General features: G+C 39.0%; 11 protein-coding genes. 6 read left to right on the top strand and 5 right to left on the bottom strand.

The window, feature by feature from the left end:
* Positions 1 to 93: 93 nt before the first annotated feature.
* From BHC43_RS02100 to BHC43_RS02085, 4 genes are all read left to right on the top strand, one after another.
* Complete coding sequence (locus BHC43_RS02100) at positions 94 to 969, top strand: hypothetical protein (RefSeq protein ID WP_100156183.1); 876 nt, start codon at positions 94 to 96, stop codon at positions 967 to 969.
* A gap of 288 nt (positions 970 to 1,257) precedes the next feature.
* A complete protein-coding gene (locus BHC43_RS02095; RefSeq protein ID WP_100156362.1) occupies positions 1,258 to 2,136 on the top strand; it encodes a hypothetical protein in 879 nt (292 codons plus the stop codon).
* A 59-nt stretch (positions 2,137 to 2,195) separates the two neighbouring features.
* Complete coding sequence (locus tag BHC43_RS10950) at positions 2,196 to 7,037, top strand: calcium-binding protein (protein ID WP_100156361.1); 4,842 nt, start codon at positions 2,196 to 2,198, stop codon at positions 7,035 to 7,037.
* Between the two features lie 169 nt (positions 7,038 to 7,206).
* Positions 7,207 to 8,049, top strand: a complete 843-nt coding sequence (locus tag BHC43_RS02085) for a class II glutamine amidotransferase (RefSeq protein ID WP_100152327.1) — start codon at positions 7,207 to 7,209, stop codon at positions 8,047 to 8,049.
* A 711-nt stretch (positions 8,050 to 8,760) separates the two neighbouring features.
* Here the strand turns inward: BHC43_RS02085 and BHC43_RS02080 are convergent.
* Positions 8,761 to 10,122, bottom strand: coding sequence for a sodium-dependent transporter (locus BHC43_RS02080; RefSeq protein ID WP_100156360.1), 1,362 nt, complete (start codon positions 10,120 to 10,122; stop codon positions 8,761 to 8,763).
* A 227-nt stretch (positions 10,123 to 10,349) separates the two neighbouring features.
* A complete protein-coding gene (locus BHC43_RS02075) occupies positions 10,350 to 11,153 on the bottom strand; it encodes a carbon-nitrogen hydrolase family protein (RefSeq protein ID WP_100156359.1) in 804 nt (267 codons plus the stop codon).
* A 434-nt stretch (positions 11,154 to 11,587) separates the two neighbouring features.
* On the opposite strand from BHC43_RS02075, the gene BHC43_RS02070 reads away from it, so the two are divergent.
* The gene (locus BHC43_RS02070) at positions 11,588 to 13,789 is read left to right on the top strand and encodes an ATP-dependent nuclease (protein ID WP_100156358.1); all 2,202 of its coding nucleotides are present in this window, start codon (positions 11,588 to 11,590) and stop codon (positions 13,787 to 13,789) included.
* 9 nt (positions 13,790 to 13,798) lie between these two features.
* A complete protein-coding gene (locus BHC43_RS02065) occupies positions 13,799 to 16,048 on the top strand; it encodes a UvrD-helicase domain-containing protein (RefSeq protein ID WP_100156357.1) in 2,250 nt (749 codons plus the stop codon).
* A gap of 161 nt (positions 16,049 to 16,209) precedes the next feature.
* Here BHC43_RS02065 and BHC43_RS02060 read toward each other — a convergent pair whose 3' ends face one another.
* The 3 genes from BHC43_RS02060 to BHC43_RS02050 form a co-directional block, all read right to left on the bottom strand.
* Positions 16,210 to 16,710 (bottom strand): Fur family transcriptional regulator, encoded by a 501-nt coding sequence (locus BHC43_RS02060; protein WP_100156356.1) that lies wholly within the window; start codon positions 16,708 to 16,710, stop codon positions 16,210 to 16,212.
* An 11-nt stretch (positions 16,711 to 16,721) separates the two neighbouring features.
* Positions 16,722 to 17,474 carry an SDR family oxidoreductase gene (locus BHC43_RS02055; protein ID WP_100152321.1) on the bottom strand — a complete coding sequence of 251 codons (753 nt, stop codon included), beginning with the start codon at positions 17,472 to 17,474 and terminating at the stop codon, positions 16,722 to 16,724.
* A gap of 162 nt (positions 17,475 to 17,636) precedes the next feature.
* The gene (locus BHC43_RS02050) at positions 17,637 to 18,587 is read right to left on the bottom strand and encodes a D-alanyl-D-alanine carboxypeptidase family protein (RefSeq protein WP_100139853.1); all 951 of its coding nucleotides are present in this window, start codon (positions 18,585 to 18,587) and stop codon (positions 17,637 to 17,639) included.
* Between the last annotated feature and the right edge of the window lie 296 nt (positions 18,588 to 18,883).

Raw genomic sequence — 18,883 nt, 5'->3', positions numbered from 1 at the left:
TTTCATTACATTAGTTAATTTTTGTGTATATTTTTGTTTGCATTATCTTAAAATTATGCTAATTTATATGTTAGTCCTACAGGAGACATCAGTATGAGAAATTTATTGATTTCGTATGCTAAAGCTGTCTGTTTAACTGGCCTGCTTTTGCTGGCTGGCTGTTCTGATAAGGATAAAGACAAAGCCAAACAGCAGCCGGTACCTTTCATTAATCAGGACCGATTTGGCCGCTATGATTCCATTGGTAATCTGGGCGGTAAACCAGTCAGTATTCCTGACGGCGTAGTACTTCACTGGGTGCGTTATGTTGGAGACCCTGGTGATTTTGATGCCAGCAAAAAAGCACAAAAATACAAACGTCCACCTATTACTTATCAGCTACCCATTAAAAGCTTTGGTTTGTTTTATCGCCTTACTGATGGTGCGCTAATGAGCTATAAAGAACAAACCGAAATAGATTATTTGCATGATAATAAAACTTTAATTCCTGAAGGTAAGCCCTTTCCATGGGGACACATGATTGTTTATAATTTAGTAAGTCCTAAGCAATTCAAAAATTATAATCATAGGTTTAAAAATATTTTAAAATCGTCAAAAGAAAGCTGGGATTTTGAATATTCTAAGCAGCCTAATAAAGTATTTGGCTTAACCTATTACCAAGCCAATAACGGTATAGACCCCAGTACCAATCAGCCATGGACAGATAATATTGCAGGAAGGGATCTGTATATCTATCGGGATGCAAATAATAACATTAAAACCCTTATCCTTTGTGATATTGTTGGTCAAGTACGATCTTGTCATCATGATTTTTTTGTTAGTAATTTTCCAGTAAAAGTTAGTATAAATTATGACCGGCTCTATCTGAAACTATGGCAGCAAACCGAAAAAAATATCACTGTCATACTGGATAGCTGGGTAGTCACTAATGATGGCAAATTAATTAAAAAGCAGGCTGGCAAAGTATAAATCTAAAAGATGCATACCTGTTACACCACTAATTGTAGTAATTATTTTTGGAACAATGCATGTAATATTGATACAACCTCATTCAGCCAATTTGTCATTTTTTTAGAGAAATTCCGGTTTGCTAGCTATTTTACGCTAATTATATTTGGTAGATAGCATATATATTAAAACATAATAATCCATTTAGAGTTAATATTTCGTTACGTTAGTTAATTTTTGTGTATGTTTTTGTTTGCATTATCCTAAAATTATGCTAATTTATATGTTAGTCTGATAGGAGACATCAGTATGAGAAATTTATTGATTTCGTATGCTAAAGCTGTCTGTTTAACTGGCCTGCTTTTGCTGGCTGGCTGTTCTGATAAGGATAAAGACAAAGCCAAACAGCAGCCGGTACCTTTCATTAATCAAGACCGATTTGGCCGCTATGATTCCATTGGTAATCTGGGTGGTAAACCAGTCAGTATTCCCGGGGGGGTAGTGCTTCACTGGGTGCGTTATATTGGTGACCCTGGTGATTTTGATGCCAGTAGAAAAGCACAAAAATACAAACGGCCACCTATTACCTATCAACTACCCATTGAAAGCTTTGGATTTATGTATCGTCTTACTGATGGTGCGGTTTTGAGCAAAAAAGAAAAAACTGATATCGATTTTATGCATGATAATAAAACTCTAATTCCTAGAGGTGAGCCTTTTCCGTGGGGACATACAATTGTTTATAATTTGTATAAAACCTCTATGCCTACGGATTTTAACAAAGCATTTGAAGAAAATTTGCAATTAACTAGAAAAATTGACAAATTTGAATATTTTGAACAATCAGAAAAAAAATATGGCTTAACTTACTTTAAAGCTAATAATGGAATTGATCCCTTTACCAATCAACCTTGGCAAGATGATATTTCTAGTCCTGATATTTTTATTTACAAAAACCTAAAAGGGAAAATCAAAACTTATATCCAATGTGATTGTATTGGCCAAGTTCAATTTTGTAAACATCGCTTCTATTTAAAATCTCTTCCTATTTTAATTTATATTAGTTATAACCGAAACTATCTATCATTCTGGGAACAGACAGAAAAAAATATAGACTACATTTTGAATAGTTGGGTTGTTAGTAATGATGGCAGATTAATAAAAAAACAAGCAGGAAAATTTAATTAAACATATTCTAATATTTTGGTTTTTAATCTAAGTCTCTACTATATGAAAGGGGTAATACAATGTCTAAACCAGAAATATTAACAAAAGAACAATTGAAAACTTGGAACCAAAAAATCAAAACAGGTAATTTGTCGACAATCGGCGAAATATATCAGATGTTGCGAGAAAAAGGCTATGATTATGCAGGTTGGGCTATAGGAGTAGCGACCGGCGATAGTATCACAGGCAACGGGGCGCTAGAGTTTATGCAGGCGGTCGCACGGGATAAGAAACAAGTAATTACGCAAGCCAGAATAGACAGCGTGCGTCGTGATATGGCCTTAGGCTATTTAGATATCTTACTTAAAAAGCTTGACGATGGAAAAGAAGGTGCAGATATTGGCTATGAAGAAATGTTCAATTTCCATAATGTAGTGTTTGAAAAGAATAATCTAGATATCAACTATTGGACACTCTATGCACCGATGTCAATTATCCAGAATAATGCGTCAATCACTCGAACTGATGGCAGTATTATTCAAGGTGCTCAGGTAGTTGAAAATATGTGGGAAAACATTCGTAAAACCAAAGGAGAAGTTGTCAGTGGCGGGTCGATAGTAAGTTTAGAGCTGTATAATATTATGCTGGATGCCAAGAATGGCTATATTTATGTAGATAAATCCACAGGGAATGTAGTTTCCAGAAAATCAATCATTCGTTCATTTACTTTTTCACTCAGCCTTTCTGCAGGTGTACTGGGCGAGATACTAAATAAACCCGAGCTACCAGACCTGCTGGCAGATAAGCTGGGCTTTAAAAAGATTGCCATTTCTGGTGAGGAACAACAGCAGGCACTGAAATGGTGTCGCGATACGGATATCGTGGCCGCAGGAATGGGGATAAGCGCAGAAGCGCTGGAACATAATGTGTTCAGTTTATCCAGCCATAGCTGGTATGATAAATATACCTCGCCGGAAAATAAGCTTACTGGCGAATTTTTCAGCAATAGCCACACTTCTACAACGACCAAACAACAATTAAAAAATAACTGGCTGCTGGCAGGCGGCGCCGCTGTTACCAAATGGATTATGGCCGCCGTACTGAATAAAAGCATCCTCAATAGCCATGATGCACTGATATCTTCGATTAATGACCAGAATTTTCTGGAAAAAGGGCTGGAGTTTGTATTTGATTCTCAATCAGGGCACCGGCAGCCGGTAAACGGCATTAAAGATGAATATGAATTCAAATATCAGCTGGACTGGATAGAAGGTGCACCTGAATCAGTACTTGATTTACTGCAAAGGTTGACCAAACAGGGTGAGACAGAAAAAGTGTCTCTCTATCTGAATGCGTTGGAAAAGCTGAATCCGGTGGTAGTACTGAATCCTGACTTTGTACCTGAGCAACGTACGCTGGCACAAATGGGTGAAGATTGGGTAAAAATACGCTGCTGGCTGCTGCAGGAATTTCGCTATGCTCAGGCTTCTGAATTCAATCAGTATGTGGATAAGCAATTTGATTATGATGGATTTCACGATTTCTTCTCGGAGCGGCCGCGCTATCAACAGCTAAAAACCTTTGTGCAATCTATACGCAAGGGTTACGGTTTTTCTGATAATGATGCCATTATGTTTAAAGATGGGGTATCCGGCCAGAGCTGGAGCACGAATCCTAAAGCCAATACTTCTGTGCATCAGGTGGTGATGCTGTCAGACAATGAAAATGGCGTTGCCCAAGGCGGAGCGGCTTCGGATGTGTTGGTTGGGGGTAATGGTAATGACCAAATGATAGGTGGCGGTGGTAATGATATCTTGATTGGTGGTGCTGGGTCTGATGCTTATTACTTTAATAGTGGTGACGGGCAGGATCGTATTATTGATAGTGACGGAAATGGTGATGTTTATTTGAATAATAAGCATTTTTCTTCCTATCAGTGGATAAAAAAAGAGCTGAATCTGTGGCAGACTAAAGATAATAAATGGCAGGTATGGCTGAATGAAGAAGGCGATTTATGTATTCAATCGCTAATTAATGATAAAGATATACTTACCATCAGCGGATGGAGCAAGCAAAGTGGAAACCAGCTTGGCATTCATTTACCTGCCATGGCCACACCACCAGATAAAGACAGAAAAAAATTTATGGGTGATTCTCGGCCGAAAATAATTAATGTAGAAGGTTACTTTGATGAAGATTTGCTACCTTACAAAGGTACTTATCATAACGATTGGGATAATCGCGCCTCAGATGGCCGTATTATCAATGGTCTAGATGAAAAAGGATTTGAAGATGTGATTTTCGGTAGCGCCAAGAATGATGAAATCTGGGGCATGGCTGGAGGCGATGCTATAGACGGCAATGCCGGTGACGATGTGATTTATGGTGGTGATGGTACAGATTTGCTCACTGGCGGTGGTGGCTCGGACACGATAAAAGGTGGAGCTGGAGATGATTTTATTTTAGCCAACAATCATTTATCTATATCTACACGAAAATCACCGAAAGAGCGTTGGAAAATGCCGGCTTCGGGTAAGAAACTTATTTATGCTGGCCCCAACTGGGGTGTTTATCTTGATAAAAATGATACTCAGATTCTGAGTGGTGTCACTTCAAGTATAAATGAAACTTCATCAATCTCAGCCGATGCTAGCTACAATGGTGATTTTTTATATGGCGGTGATGGCAATGATTATATTCTTGGCGGTAATCTGAATGATTATATTGAGGGTGATTCCGCAGCACCGGACAGTACTGAGTGCGGTAATGATACGGTATATGGAATGGCGGGTAATGATTATATTATCGGCGGTAAAGGAAATGATATTTTATATGGCGATGGTATTATCTTACCTGGCTATCTGAATTATGTTTCCCTTTATGAGCATGGAGATGACCGTATCGATGGCGGCGAAGGCGCTGATGAAATTATTGGCGGCGGTGGAAATGACGTAATTATTGGTGGCGATGGCAACGACAAACTGTATGGCGATTTCATTCCAGAATCAATATATCAAATGGCGCCTGCTAGATATCATGGCAACGATACTATTTACGGTGGTAGCGGCAGTGACTATATTTTGGGTGGGGGTGGAGACGATTTTCTCTTTGGCGGCGATGATGACGATACTATCTACGGCGATTATTATTCTGGCACTAATTTAGATGTGTATTTTCAAGGTAATGATCATATCTGGGGAGATGCTGGTATGGATAGGCTCTATGGTGGCTATGGTGAAGATGTGATTTATGGTGGCGATGATAATGATTTCATTTATGGCGGCCAGGGAAATGATACGCTTTATGGGGATGATGGTCATGATCTTATTTATGGAGATGATGCTCAAAACAACGAAATAAAAGGTAACGACTATATTGATGGCGGAGCTGGCTCAGACACTTTGGTCGGTGGCGGCGGAGATGACTGGATTTATGGTGGTAAAGGTGATGACGAAATATATGGTGATGAACATGTACCCTTTGCAAATGAAGACAGCTCTATAAATGGCTCCGATCATCTCTACGGTGAAGATGGTGATGATTTAATTGATGGTGGATATGGTGATGATGTAGTTGATGGCGGAGAGGGAAATGACAGGCTCTACGGTGGAGGTGGAAATGATTATATTTATGGTGGTAATGGTAACGATGTGATAGTCGGAGATTTCCTGAATATTACTGGCTGGATAATATCTAATAATAAATTAGAACCGCTTTATTTAATGACCAAGAATATGAAATATACAGGCGATGATGTCATTTACGGTGGCGATGGTGATGACAAAATATATGGCGACCTTCACACTGAATCAGAGCTTTCGGTAGGAAATGATATTTTATATGGCGAAGGTGGAAATGATTATATCAATGGTGGATACGGGAATGACTATCTGGACGGCGGCACTGGTGATGACAAACTAATAGGCAGTGATGGTAACGATGTGATTTATGGTGGTGATGGCAATGATATTATTTATGGCGACAGTGAAAAACCTGTAGATGATAATACAAGCCGTACCACCGGTAATGATATGCTTTATGGCGGGAATGGTAATGATTTCATCAGTGGTGGCAAAGGTGATGATAACCTCCAGGGTGATGATGGAAACGATCAGCTATACGGCGGTGAAGGCAACGATAACTTATATGGCGGCGCCGGTAACGATATTCTGAAAGGTGGTAAAGGTAATGATTATCTGAATGGCGGTTTAGGAGATGATTATTACATTGTGGAAAATGGCGACGGAATCACAACCATTGATGATCATAACGGCTTGTCTTATATTAAAGTGGACAACTTAAAATCGCTTTCTTTTACCGCTTATAAAGATGGGATAATGGTTAAAAACAAGGTGAATGGCGATGCTATTTATCTGGTTGGCTATGATATTAAAAACAAGAAAAAAGATTCAGATTTAGCGAATATCATTTTTACAGAAGATGGTAAGCAAGGGAAGACCTTATTAAATCTGATCACCAAGAAAAAAACGCTTAGTCCTGTCCCACAGAACGAAGCAATCAGTAGTGCTATTCAGAGCCGCCAGATAAATGCTATAGACGATAGTTTGCTGCGAGATTCAGATGATTCTTACAGTAATGCTTCAGGGTTGGAACAACAATATTTCAACTGGCCGGATATAAGCACGATGCTTCCAGATACTGGTATCTTAAGAGACAATGATGGACAGGATATGGTAGCAGAAAACACGTTTGCAGCAGCGATCAGCAAACCAGTAAAGAATGTTGCAGTAGCGGCAAACGCTGACTATGAGGTTTTTAATCATGCGACGGCGGCTTTACTCAATCAGGCTATCGCCAGCATGGATAGAGGATTTGCTGTTGTTGGTATGGCGTGTTCTTCAGCTCAATATAAAGCTTTTACTTCTTCTGCTGAGATTTTATCTGCCTCATCAGTACTATAAAAGACAGTGTCTACTCTAGTAGACTACAAGTAAGCCTGTAACCACAGTTACAGGCTTTTTATCATAATTTATGCGCTTGAATTATGTATTACTTTAATCAGGTTGTATAATCTTAAAATAGTGCAACATTATTATTACAGTATTTAATGATTGAAGGAGAAATATTAGTATGTGCCAGTTGTTAGGCATGGATTGCAATACCCCTACGGATATCGTGTTTTCTTTTGAAGGATTTCGTTTACGCGGTGGGTTAACTGATAATCATGCGGATGGTTTCGGAATTGCTTTTTTCGAAGGCCATGGGGTACGCCTCCTGCAAGATGATAAACCTTGTGCCAGCTCACCTGTAGCCGATTTAGTGCAGCAATATAAAATCAAATCTGAAAATGTGATCGCACATATCCGCAAAGCTACTCAGGGACAAGTGCATTTGGTAAATACTCATCCTTTTGTACGCGAACTATGGGGAGAATACTGGGTATTTGCACATAATGGTAATCTACGCGGTTTCAAACCAGCCGAAGGAGAATATTTTACTCCGGTTGGCACCACTGATTCAGAAGAGGCATTTTGCTATCTACTGGAACAGCTTCGCCAGCGTTTTCGCCATAAACCTGAGCGTGAAGTATTATTCAAAACAATAGCTGAAATCACAGCTGAGCTACGCCAGTATGGGCTATTTAATTATATGCTTTCCAATGGCGACTGGTTAATCGCCCATGCCAGTACCCTGCTCTTTTATATTATTCGACAGGCGCCGTTTGGTAAGGCCGTGCTATCAGATGAAGATGTAGCGATTGATTTTTCTGCGGTGACTACACCACACGACCGAGTAGCTGTAATCGCCACCCTACCCCTTACCTGTAACGAACAATGGCAACAACTGGCTGTGAATGAATTAGTTATGTTTAGTCAGGGTGCGATTGTATTGCGAGATTGTGTTCAGCCTCCGCAATATATGAGTGTGGAAGAAGGCTTAGCAATTGCGCGCAAGGCAGGCGTAACGATGTGAAGGAGCTGATATTAGGTATTTTATTTGCTAATGCGTATAGAGCTAATTGCTAAACATGGTTCTGGACGTGAGGCAGAAGCAGAAAATTGATTTTATTCGGGCTTGAAAAATGATTAGCCAGAATGCTGTAGCGAGCTATTGCCACAAAAATGATTTATCCGCTTACTTCTAAAGATTTCGGTATTCGACATATCTGCAGCGCTTTGATGAAACGGAAAAAAATTTAAATATTTATCATCCAAAATTTTGTTTTTTATCATCAGATGCTAATATTTTAATTGCATCCAGTTCAAAATATCGGCACAAAGATGGAGAGCATAAGTATTATCAACTTAGTTAAAAAATAATTTCTGCATAATAGCTTTTCATTACTTAAGCATAAAACGATATCACATTTTCTTCATTTTGCTGCTTAAACCAGATGGAAAAAGAATCCATGGTATTAAATGGTAGAAAAATAGATCATTTAAAAGCGAGCAGCATGACTTATGCAACACTAATTCACTATACAAAAGAATGATTTAGAAGCTTTTATAAAAGCTAGTTTAAGATTGAACTATATCTGGATAAAATATAAACTATTTTATTTATTTTTATAAAAATCAAATAGTTACAAAACATACCAATAAAAGCACAGGCCGGCAATTTTCTTTGCCGGCCTGTGCTTTTATTTGGTGATAAACCTATATTCTAATAATAATTATACCAACATTACATAAATCCGTAAATCAGAATAGCAATCACTGCCACTGGAATAACGATTCGGCATAAAAATTTCCAGCCAGCAAATATTACTGGACTTAAATTCAGTTCTTGACGGATGGTTTCCTGTTTCATCATCCAGCCAGCAAAAATAATGGTACCCAGACCAGTTAATGGCAACATCAGTTTACTGGTAAGGTAATCCAAGCTGTCAAAAATATTTTTACCGAAAATTGTTACATCCTGCCATTCATTAAAAGACAACAGACAGGCAATACCCAATGCCCAAATAACCACGCTACTTACCAGAGTGGCGGATTTACGGCCTAGGTGGGTTTTTTCTTCCAAGAGCTCGACTGTTGGTTCCAGTAAAGAAATTGAAGATGTCAGTGCTGCAAAAGTGAGAAAAATAAAGAACAGAATACCGATAATAGTACCGCCAGCCATATTACCGAAAGCAATTGGTAAAGTAACGAAGATAAGGCCAGGACCTTCGCCCGGTTGCAAACCGTTGGCAAATACAAGAGGAAAAATGGCCATGCCGGATAACATGGCGACGATAACATCCAGAATCACCACAGTACGAGCAGTAGAAATCAGATTAACATCTTTGCCCAGATAGGAGCCGTAGGCCATCATAATCCCCATACCAAGCGATAAACTGAAAAAGGCATGGCCAAGAGCCGCTAACACTGCTTTTCCGGTAATTGCGGACCAATTTGGGGTAAACAGGAAAGTGAATGCTCTACCAAAGGAAGGGCCACTGACAACCGCCGCATAAATCACCAGACCAATCAACAAAACGCCCAACCCCGGCATCATGATTTTACAAGAACGCTCCAGACCAGCTCCCACACCCATGGCAACAATCAATGCAGTTGCAAACATAAACACTGTATGCCATGTAAGCAAATGACTTACGCTACCGAGAAATTGCTGAAATACCAGACTGGTACCATCGCCATGCAGTCCTTTAAAGGTACCACTACCGGCCAGAAAGATATAATCGGTAGCCCAGCCGCCAATCACGCTATAGAAAGAAAGAATCAAGAATGAGCCTAAAACGCCGATAATCCCTACCCAGCGCCATGATTTAGAACGCCCTTCAGCAGCAGCTACATCTTCCATGGTATGAATCGGATTTTTCTGACCGCGGCGACCAATCAACCATTCCGCAACCAGAATCGGCAGGCCAATGATAAACATACAAATCAGATAGGTCAGCACAAAGGCAGAACCACCCATCTGCCCAGCCATGTAAGGAAATTTCCAGATATTGCCCAGACCCACTGCCGAACCTGCTGCGGCAAGCATAAAGCCCATCCGCGAGCTCCATTGCGAATGCGATTTTTTCTTAGTTCCACCACTCATAACTGCCCACTGCTTCCTAAATCAAAATTTGATAGAAAATTCAACATTTAACTTTATATAGTCAAAATTTAATCGATAATCATGCCATGATTCTCTTTTTTGGACAAGTAATGATTGCTATTGTCCTGTTTAAATGATTACAGATTTGATTATTTAGACAAAACGTCTATCAAACTCGTCAGTTCCAGTGCGAAGGTTGCTATTTTATTGAACCAAATCATTCCTGATTACAATATGCGATGCTGGAGTGCCGGTAATTTACTGCGTACTGATTGCAGAAAATCATTATTCAGCTCCGCGGTAATCACGCCCTCACCTTCCGGCAAACAGGCCAGCACTTCACCCCACGGATTAATGATCATGCTGTGACCAAAGGTGCGGCGGCCGTTTTGATGTGTACCACCTTGTGCTGATGCGAGAAGATAGCACTGATTTTCAATTGCACGTGCGGTTAATAGTGTATGCCAATGCGCTTTACCGGTGGTATAGGTAAAAGCAGCAGGCAGTACAAGTACATCAAAGGGCAATTGGGCACGGAAGAATTCAGGAAAACGTAAATCGTAACAAATACCTTGAGCTACGGAAACATCATCTACTTTTAACTGCGGCACATCCATGCCACGCAAAATCGTATCGGCTTCTGCATAACTTTCATTGGCACCCACAAATCCAAACAGGTGCATTTTATGATAAAAGCCAAGCAGCTCACCGGAGTGGCCGTATACCATCATAGTGTTAAGCACTTTGGCTTTATCTGTGCTTTGTAATGGTATGGTACCGCCAAAGAGCACGATACCCAATTCAGCGGCCAGCGATTTTAAAGCGGTTTGCAACGGTCCATCGCCAAATGCTTCAGCCACCTTCACCTTATCAGTATCATCATGCCCCATAATGGGCCAGTACTCTGGTAACACTACCCACTCAGCCCCAGCAGCCGCAGCTTGCCGCACCAGACGCCGCATAGACTGAATATTTTCCGCCACGTTCGTGCCAGAAACCATCTGCACAATGCCCACTGAGATGTTGTTCATATGTATCTCCTTAAACTGAATGCTGCTGCCAGAACTGTTGAATGAAAATTATTTATAGCCTCAACTTATTTTACATGCAAATTTTTTTAAGAAATTTGACTGGCAAATATACTTTTTAAATTAGATTGAAGACATGAACAAATGTTTGTCATACCAATTTTAATTAACATATTAATATTATTAATTAATTTAAAAATTTGATCAATTTTTTTTGACTTTCCGTTACATCTGTTACTAGAATTTGTCATTAATACAAAATAATAAATCTTTATTCAATACAATTATTTAAAAGGAGGAACTTCTGCTGAAATCATACCAGAATATCATCTTGCTAATGTAGTGTCTGTCCGGCTGCTAATGAGTCTCAAACATCCGGCTAAAATGAAAAAAAGCAAAACCCATTTGCTATACTGATTTACATAGGAATAACCATAATGTATCTACAAAGTTTCACGCTTAAAAATTTTCGCAAGTTTGGGGAAAAAGACAACGAAGTATTTTTTGTTAATTCTAATGAAATAAAAAATAAATCTTTAGAGCAAGCACAAAATAAAACTTCGGACCATTCTAAAGAAAATAGTTCTCCTGTACCTCTGATTTCACCCTCAAGTACCCTGATAATCGGCAAAAATAATACCGGTAAAACCACTATTACTAACGCTTTAAAAAAGCTGCATGATAATAAAATGGTTACGTCCAGCGATTTTAATTTGGATTATCTGAAAAATTTGGTTGGGACGTATGTCGCGGCATTTCAGAATCATGAAGAAGATAATACGGATATTAAACTGGAAACACCAAAAATAGAATTTGAATTAAAAGTTAAATTAGAAAATTTTGAAGAAGATTTAATCAGTAATCTGAGCCCGTTTGTAACATTAGATAATCTAGATAAAAAAGAAAGCATTGTAATCAAAGCAAATTACTCCATAAAAGAAGAAGAAAGCTTTTTACAAGAAGTTAGAGCCTTAATTCAAGCCAAAGAAGATAAGAATAATCCTGAATTAGCGCCACTAGAAAAAATATGTAATCTGCTGGATGATAAAGATAAAACAAAATACAAACTGAGCTACCGTAATAATTATGATGAAGAGGTAACCAATTTTTCTCTAAGTAATTTAATAAAAATAAAATGTATTGATGCAAACCGCAATTTGAAAGAAGATGTTTTATCCGGCATTTTCCAAAAAATCGTTGTCACATTATTTATGAATGAAGAAAACAAAGATGTATTAAATGAGGGACTAAATAATATAAACGGAATCATTACTTCTGGAGTAGAAAAGAAAAATAAATCAGTGAGTGAGATTTTAAGAGAGATTGAGCAACCCAATCATTTTGATATGCAATTGAGAGGTAATGTTTCTAAAGATGATATTTTAAACAAGCTGATTAAATACAGCTTCAGGGAAGGTGAAGATTATATTCCTGAAAATCAGTTTGGGCTGGGTTATATTAATCTAGTGAATATTATTGGAGAGATTGTGCACTATATTCACACTTATCCAGAAGCAAGCCACCACAGCCACATTAATTTACTACTGATAGAGGAACCGGAAGCATTTATGCATCCGCAAATGCAGGAGTTTTTTATTAAACGCATTGATTCAGCTGTAAATAAAGTATTAGAGCAAATTCAAAAGCCAGACTCAACTGCAGCTTTACTTAAATGCCAAATTATCATCACCACGCATTCTTCACACATTGTAAATAGTAAAATTCATAGCAGCAATTCATTTAATAATATCAACTATTTAACTGTTAAAGACCGATGCAGCACTGTCATACCATTATATGATGCTTTACTTAGTAAGGATGGAGCTTCGAACGAACAAGAACAAAAAGAATTAATATTTCTAAAAAAACACATCAAATATAAAGTTTCTGAACTTTTTTTTTCAGACGCCGTGATCTTTGTGGAAGGTGGGACTGAGGAGCTCTTACTCAATTATTATCTTGAACATGATGAAGTTCTAAAAAAATATTATATATCAATATTTAGAATTGATGGTGCTCATGCTAAAGTATATTATCCTTTGATTAAACAGTTACAGATACCTTGTTTAATAATTACAGATATAGATATCAAGCGTACTGATTGCGAGAAAAATAAAACATGTAATAAGAAATGTCCTAACAACAAAGACGGACACCATCCAAAGAGTTTTAAACAAGTTACCAGTTTAAAAGGTAGAAAAACTACTAATAAAACTTTGAAAGAACTCCTAGGAACTGAAGAACTTGATAATGTTGAATATATTGAAAGCGAAAATATTTTGGTTGTATTTCAAAAAAAACCTATTCAACAACAATATGCCACTAGTCTAGAGGAAGCAATTATTCTAACCAACTACAACCATCAAAGCATGGTTGAAATACTAAATACAGCTTTACCTAAATTATCTACAGACTTTATTCAAAACAATAAAATCAATAAACTCGATGAAATCAAAAAAGATAGATCTTTCGAAATACATCACAAACTTAATAATAACGTAAGCAAGACCGAATTTGCCAGTTCGTTACTTTTCACTATCCTGACTTCAGGCACCGATCCATTAGAAAATACGTTAACATTACCTGAATATATTCAAGATGGATTGAATTGGCTGAAAAATCAACTAAATAACAAATAAGGGGGAAAAATGAGTCTGAAAGAGAATTTGTCTGAAGAGCAACAGCTGCAGCAACGAATATTTACAGCCATTGATAATTTTGACAGTTTTATTATCCAAGCTGGGGCAGGTGCTGGTAAAACCTACACGCTAATCGAATCCATAAAGTATATTTTGCATTATAAAATCGATGAATTAGACAAACACAATCAAAAAATTATGTGCATTACTTATACCAATGTGGCGGCAAATGAAATCCGCCAGCGGTTGGGCGAAACTCAATATGTGCAGGTGTCCACCATTCATGAAATGCTGTGGCAGCAAATTAAAATGTATCGGCGGAGTGAGTTAACAGTATTGCATCTAAAAAAACTTAAACAAGAACTGGAAAATATTGAGTCAGAGATAAAGACTCAGACTGATTGTGTTAATCTGTCTACCCTTAAAACTAAGGAAAACCTAGAATTATTCAGTACATTCATAGAGGAAAAGAAAGAAGAATTTTTTACATTGGATCGTAATAAGATCAAAGCAGATAAATTCAGAAACCAAATGATGCAGTCGGATTTGGTAGAGCGAATACCGGAATTTGAAGAAAAAATCATAAAAAGCGTTGATACTTTTAAAAAGTTTTTCAAGCTTGTATCACGGCAGATTAGCTTCAAGAAGGCTATCGATAAACTCGAATCGAAAAATAATGACAAAAAAATACAGATAGACTATGACAGCCTGTCTAATTCTGATCGGTTGCCGGCCATGAAATTTAGCCACGATACATTACTCGAATATAGTCTGGCATTAGCAGAAAAATATAAGCTGTTTCAAAAAAAACTGATTGACCAGTATCCGTATATTTTTATAGATGAGTATCAAGATACGCATGAATCAGTGATTAAGCTGATGGCCGGGCTACAACAATATAGCAAAGGGCAACGCTGGCTAGTGGGTTATTTTGGCGATAGTCAGCAAAACATATATGATTCTGGAATAGGCAATCAAATACTCAATATCTATCAAAACATTTCGGATAATGGTTTGGGTCAAGTAAAACTACAGGAGATAGTGAAACCTTTTAACCGGCGTTCAGAACAACAGATTATTGAGCTGATTAATAAAATTAGAAACGATAAATTGCACCAAAAAAGCTTAGACCCAGATAAAACAAATGGTGAAGTTAATTTTTACTATCTTGACACGGAAGGATATTCAGGAGATACAAGCACGGATAATCTAATCATTAAGCAGTTTATTGAGAAATTTGCTCAATGTTTAGGGGATAATGAAAAAATAGATTGTCTGTTGTTGCTAAACCGGTATGTGGCCTCCATGAGAGGATTTGAGCAAATTTATAGTGCTATTCAAAAAGCAAATTTTATCTTATGGGATGAAATAAATACCAAGCTGTTTGCGCGCGAACTGGATAAACTTCATCCCGCAGTCCTGCGCTTGTATCAACTGGTTACAGCGTATAACAATTGTATAAACCCGCATAAGACGCTTTATGATTTATTTGGTGATACCCAGTCTGAAGTTACTTTTGCTGTGGCCTTAAAACTGGCACAACTCTTCCGCTGTAAGCAACCGAACAATCTGCATGAATTTATTCAGCATATTGATAACTTTCTAAATGACTTATGTGTAGACCAAAATAATGTAGTTTTAAGTGAACAGGAAGCAGTACGGTTTTGGTTGAAAAAAAACTTTGGATTCAATTTTCAAAATTTATTTAACCGAAACAAAAACAAAACTCAAAACATTGGATTTAAGGACTATATGTATGGCCTAGTGTATGAAGAAATGTACGGAAAGATTGAAAAATTCAATCCCGATGTGGAACTTACAGATGAACAAGCTGATGAAGAAATTAACAGAAGACACCAAGATCTAGAAGAGATTCTCAATATTGATTTAAATATATGGCAGCAATGGGTAGCTTTTATCAATAATGAGCATAATAAGGAGCAAACGGTGACATACCATACCTATCACGGTACAAAAGGCGAAGAATATGACAATGTAGCTATAATTATGGAGCATAACTTCGGGAAAAACAATAAACATAAATTTAAAAATTATTTTGCCAGTCTGTCTCTAGAACCGGAACAAACGTATACGGAAGAGGAAACCAGAAAATTGGAGAATAGCCGTAATCTGTTTTATACCGCCTGCTCTCGCGCACGGAAAAAACTATGGATTCTTTATTTGGATGATATTAAAGATATCGAAGATAACTTGAAGAAGCTGTTTACATCTATTAAGCCTTTTAAGTATCAGGGATAGCTGCTGGGGTAATGGCAATCTAATCGTTCATTATGGTTTCTAAAGAGTGAAGACACTTTGGCAAGACTGAATAATGCTTGTTGAAATATGGCGAAAATCCGCACAGCCTGAAGTTTGGAATAGCAGGCAGGCGGAATACTGATTGAATTCAGGGAGCTATTTTAGTCTGGCTTTAGCTGGCAATGCCGGCAGATTCCGGTAAGTACGATGTGTTCATCATTCAATATGAAACCATTGTCGGCTGCACGCCGGCGTAGAGCTGCCCATTCAGAGCTCAGGCTTTGTTCATCCACAGTACCGCACTGGTTGCAAACCAGTACAAAATCGTTGTGGTGGATGTCATCTTCATGACAATCACTATCACATTCATGCTGCACATGGCGACAGAGAATATAACCGTTTACCGCTGGTATTTTATGCAATACACCCTGCTCTGCCCAAAAGTCTAATGCGCGATAGGCAGTTGGCGGAGCGATGGTGCTGCTGCTGTGTTGCTGCATGTGTGTCAGTACTTGATAAGCTTTAATGACACCGCTCATGTTTAATACAATATCCAGAACCTGTTCGCGCAATTGGGTGATGGTGACGCTGTGCTGGACACATTGAGCGATAATGCGGGCTTTTTCTTCAGCTTTGGACTGCCACACGGTCTTACTACTCATTCTAATCAGCCTCAATCCAAATCACGGGTTACACTTAGGCCGGCAAATGTTTGTGCTACAGGCATAATTTCAATGTGATTTACATTCATATGAGCTGGTGTCTGATAGAGCCATAACACGGTATTGGCGATGTCTGCTGGTTGCAGATAGCTGATGTGTTCGTATACAGCCGCAGCTTGCTGCTCATCGCCGCGAAAACGGACATTAGAAAATTCAGTATCGCCACACAGGCCTGGAGCGATATTGGTGACACGTATGCGGGTACCGGCCAGATCGGTACGTAGATTGAGACTGAACTGGCGCACAAAAGCTTTGGTGGCACCATAAACATTGCCGCCTTTATACGGCCAAGAACCAGCAGTTGAACCAAGGTTGATGATATAACCGGCATTTTTGGCTACCATGCGCGGCAGTATCTGACGGGTAACATAAGTTAAACCAAGAATATTGGTATGAATCATAGTTTCCCAGTCGGCATAGTTTGCTTCCTGAGCGGGCTCCATACCCAATGCCAGACCCGCATTATTCACCAATAAATCGATATCTGCCCATGTGCCTTGCAGGGAGGCCAGCGCGTTATCTACACTTTGTTTGTCGGCAACATCCATGTGCAGGGGTAAAAAGGTGGTACCCAGCTCGGCTTGTAATTGGTGTAGTTTTTCCAGCCGCCGCGCCGCACCGATAACTTGATATCCGGCACGAACCATTACCCGACACATTTCGGCACCAAAACCGGCAGAAGCACCTGTAATTAATATAGCCATATCTGTACCTTTTCCTGTTGTCTGTTTCAGAATTGATTCCGGTGTTTACTCTAATGTTAGCACGTTCCGCTGTGTTGTCTAAGCTACTCAGCAGTCAGGTTTATCGGCAAGATAACAAAAACCCCGTTATTGCTAACGGGGTAATCAATGTTAGTACAATAATCAGAGAGACTGCTGCATCGCCCATGAACGTAACGCACGAGCGTCACTAACACGGGTGGTGGAGCTTGGAGAATTAAGCAGCACGATGGTCACGGGTTGATTTTGTACACTGGTGAGCAGCACCATGGAGCGGCCAGCTTCACGGATATAGCCAGTTTTCTGTAGAGCAATCGGCCATACACCTTCACGTACCAGTGCATTGGAATTGTGATACTGCTCTACGCGGCCATTACTGGTATAAACCGAGCCGGAATTATCAGTGGAATATTGTCTGATAAGCGGATATTGGCTGGCGCCACGTACCAACAATGCCAGATCGCGCGCAGTAGCCTGATTACGCGGGTCAAGGCCGGTTGGTTCGTAGAAACGTGCATTATTCATACCCAGCTCGGCTGCCTTGCGATTCATGGCTTCTACAAATGCCGGCATTCCTCCGGGATAAGTGCGTGCCAGCGCATGGATGGCACGATTTTCACTGCTCATCAGTCCGATGTGAAGCAATTCACGCCGCGTCATCACTGTGCCAACAGATAGACGGCTGGTGGAGTTTTTCAGCCGGTCTATTTCGGCATCGGTAATGGTAATCGGCTCGTTCATATTCTGATTGGCATCCAGCACCACCATGGCGGAGAGGAGCTTGGAAATGGAAGCAATGGAACGAACTTGATTAATATTTTTTTGATATAGGATTTCACCGGTCTGATTATTCATAATCAAAGCCGATTGTGAACTTAATAAAGGACCGGCAATTTGTGCACGAGCTTCCAGATTAGCATCTGGGTGATTACTGATAAATGAGCTGAGGGTGTCAGACTGGCCACCGGCCTGTTTTTGTTCGATAAATCTACCGAGGACATCTAAATCACCGGCTACCGTAGGTACGGCAAAAAACAGGCTACTGCTTAACAAGCTTACCCACTGCCAGCGACGCAGACAAGATAAACGTGACATGATAACTTCCTTTTTGGCCCTGTGTGAGGGTTATATAATTCTCTATTAGTTGCTCATTCTGAACGTAGGAAAGGTGCGGCTAGGCTACACCCATAGTTGAGAGGCGTGTTTAAACGTACAAATTATCAATACGAAATTTTGTTTCTCTGAGTTGATTATAAGACAATTTTAATCACGGCCGGTATTTTCTGCGCCAGTTTAATCGTTTAAAAGCTGTTTATAAACGATATTTTAATTAGTTTTGCATTGCTAAACCGATTTCGCAAGTGAATAAAACAACATTAGCATTCGGTTTG

It is taken from the genome of Snodgrassella alvi (assembly GCF_002777855.1).
Taxonomy (GTDB): Bacteria; Pseudomonadota; Gammaproteobacteria; order Burkholderiales; family Neisseriaceae; genus Snodgrassella; species Snodgrassella alvi_E.
Note: the sequence above shows the minus strand (reverse complement) of the source record. Positions and strands in the feature narration are given on the sequence as shown.

What these genes read in the sequence shown, in the direction of transcription:
- BHC43_RS02100 (WP_100156183.1), top strand. Translation starts at nt 94, where the DNA reads ATGAGAAATTTATTGATTTCGTATGCTAAAGCTGTCTGTTTAACTGGC.
- BHC43_RS02095 (WP_100156362.1), top strand. Translation starts at nt 1,258, where the DNA reads ATGAGAAATTTATTGATTTCGTATGCTAAAGCTGTCTGTTTAACTGGC.
- BHC43_RS10950 (WP_100156361.1), top strand. Translation starts at nt 2,196, where the DNA reads ATGTCTAAACCAGAAATATTAACAAAAGAACAATTGAAAACTTGGAAC.
- BHC43_RS02085 (WP_100152327.1), top strand. Translation starts at nt 7,207, where the DNA reads ATGTGCCAGTTGTTAGGCATGGATTGCAATACCCCTACGGATATCGTG.
- BHC43_RS02080 (WP_100156360.1), bottom strand. Translation starts at nt 10,122, where the DNA reads ATGAGTGGTGGAACTAAGAAAAAATCGCATTCGCAATGGAGCTCGCGG.
- BHC43_RS02075 (WP_100156359.1), bottom strand. Translation starts at nt 11,153, where the DNA reads ATGAACAACATCTCAGTGGGCATTGTGCAGATGGTTTCTGGCACGAAC.
- BHC43_RS02070 (WP_100156358.1), top strand. Translation starts at nt 11,588, where the DNA reads ATGTATCTACAAAGTTTCACGCTTAAAAATTTTCGCAAGTTTGGGGAA.
- BHC43_RS02065 (WP_100156357.1), top strand. Translation starts at nt 13,799, where the DNA reads ATGAGTCTGAAAGAGAATTTGTCTGAAGAGCAACAGCTGCAGCAACGA.
- BHC43_RS02060 (WP_100156356.1), bottom strand. Translation starts at nt 16,710, where the DNA reads ATGAGTAGTAAGACCGTGTGGCAGTCCAAAGCTGAAGAAAAAGCCCGC.
- BHC43_RS02055 (WP_100152321.1), bottom strand. Translation starts at nt 17,474, where the DNA reads ATGGCTATATTAATTACAGGTGCTTCTGCCGGTTTTGGTGCCGAAATG.
- BHC43_RS02050 (WP_100139853.1), bottom strand. Translation starts at nt 18,587, where the DNA reads ATGTCACGTTTATCTTGTCTGCGTCGCTGGCAGTGGGTAAGCTTGTTA.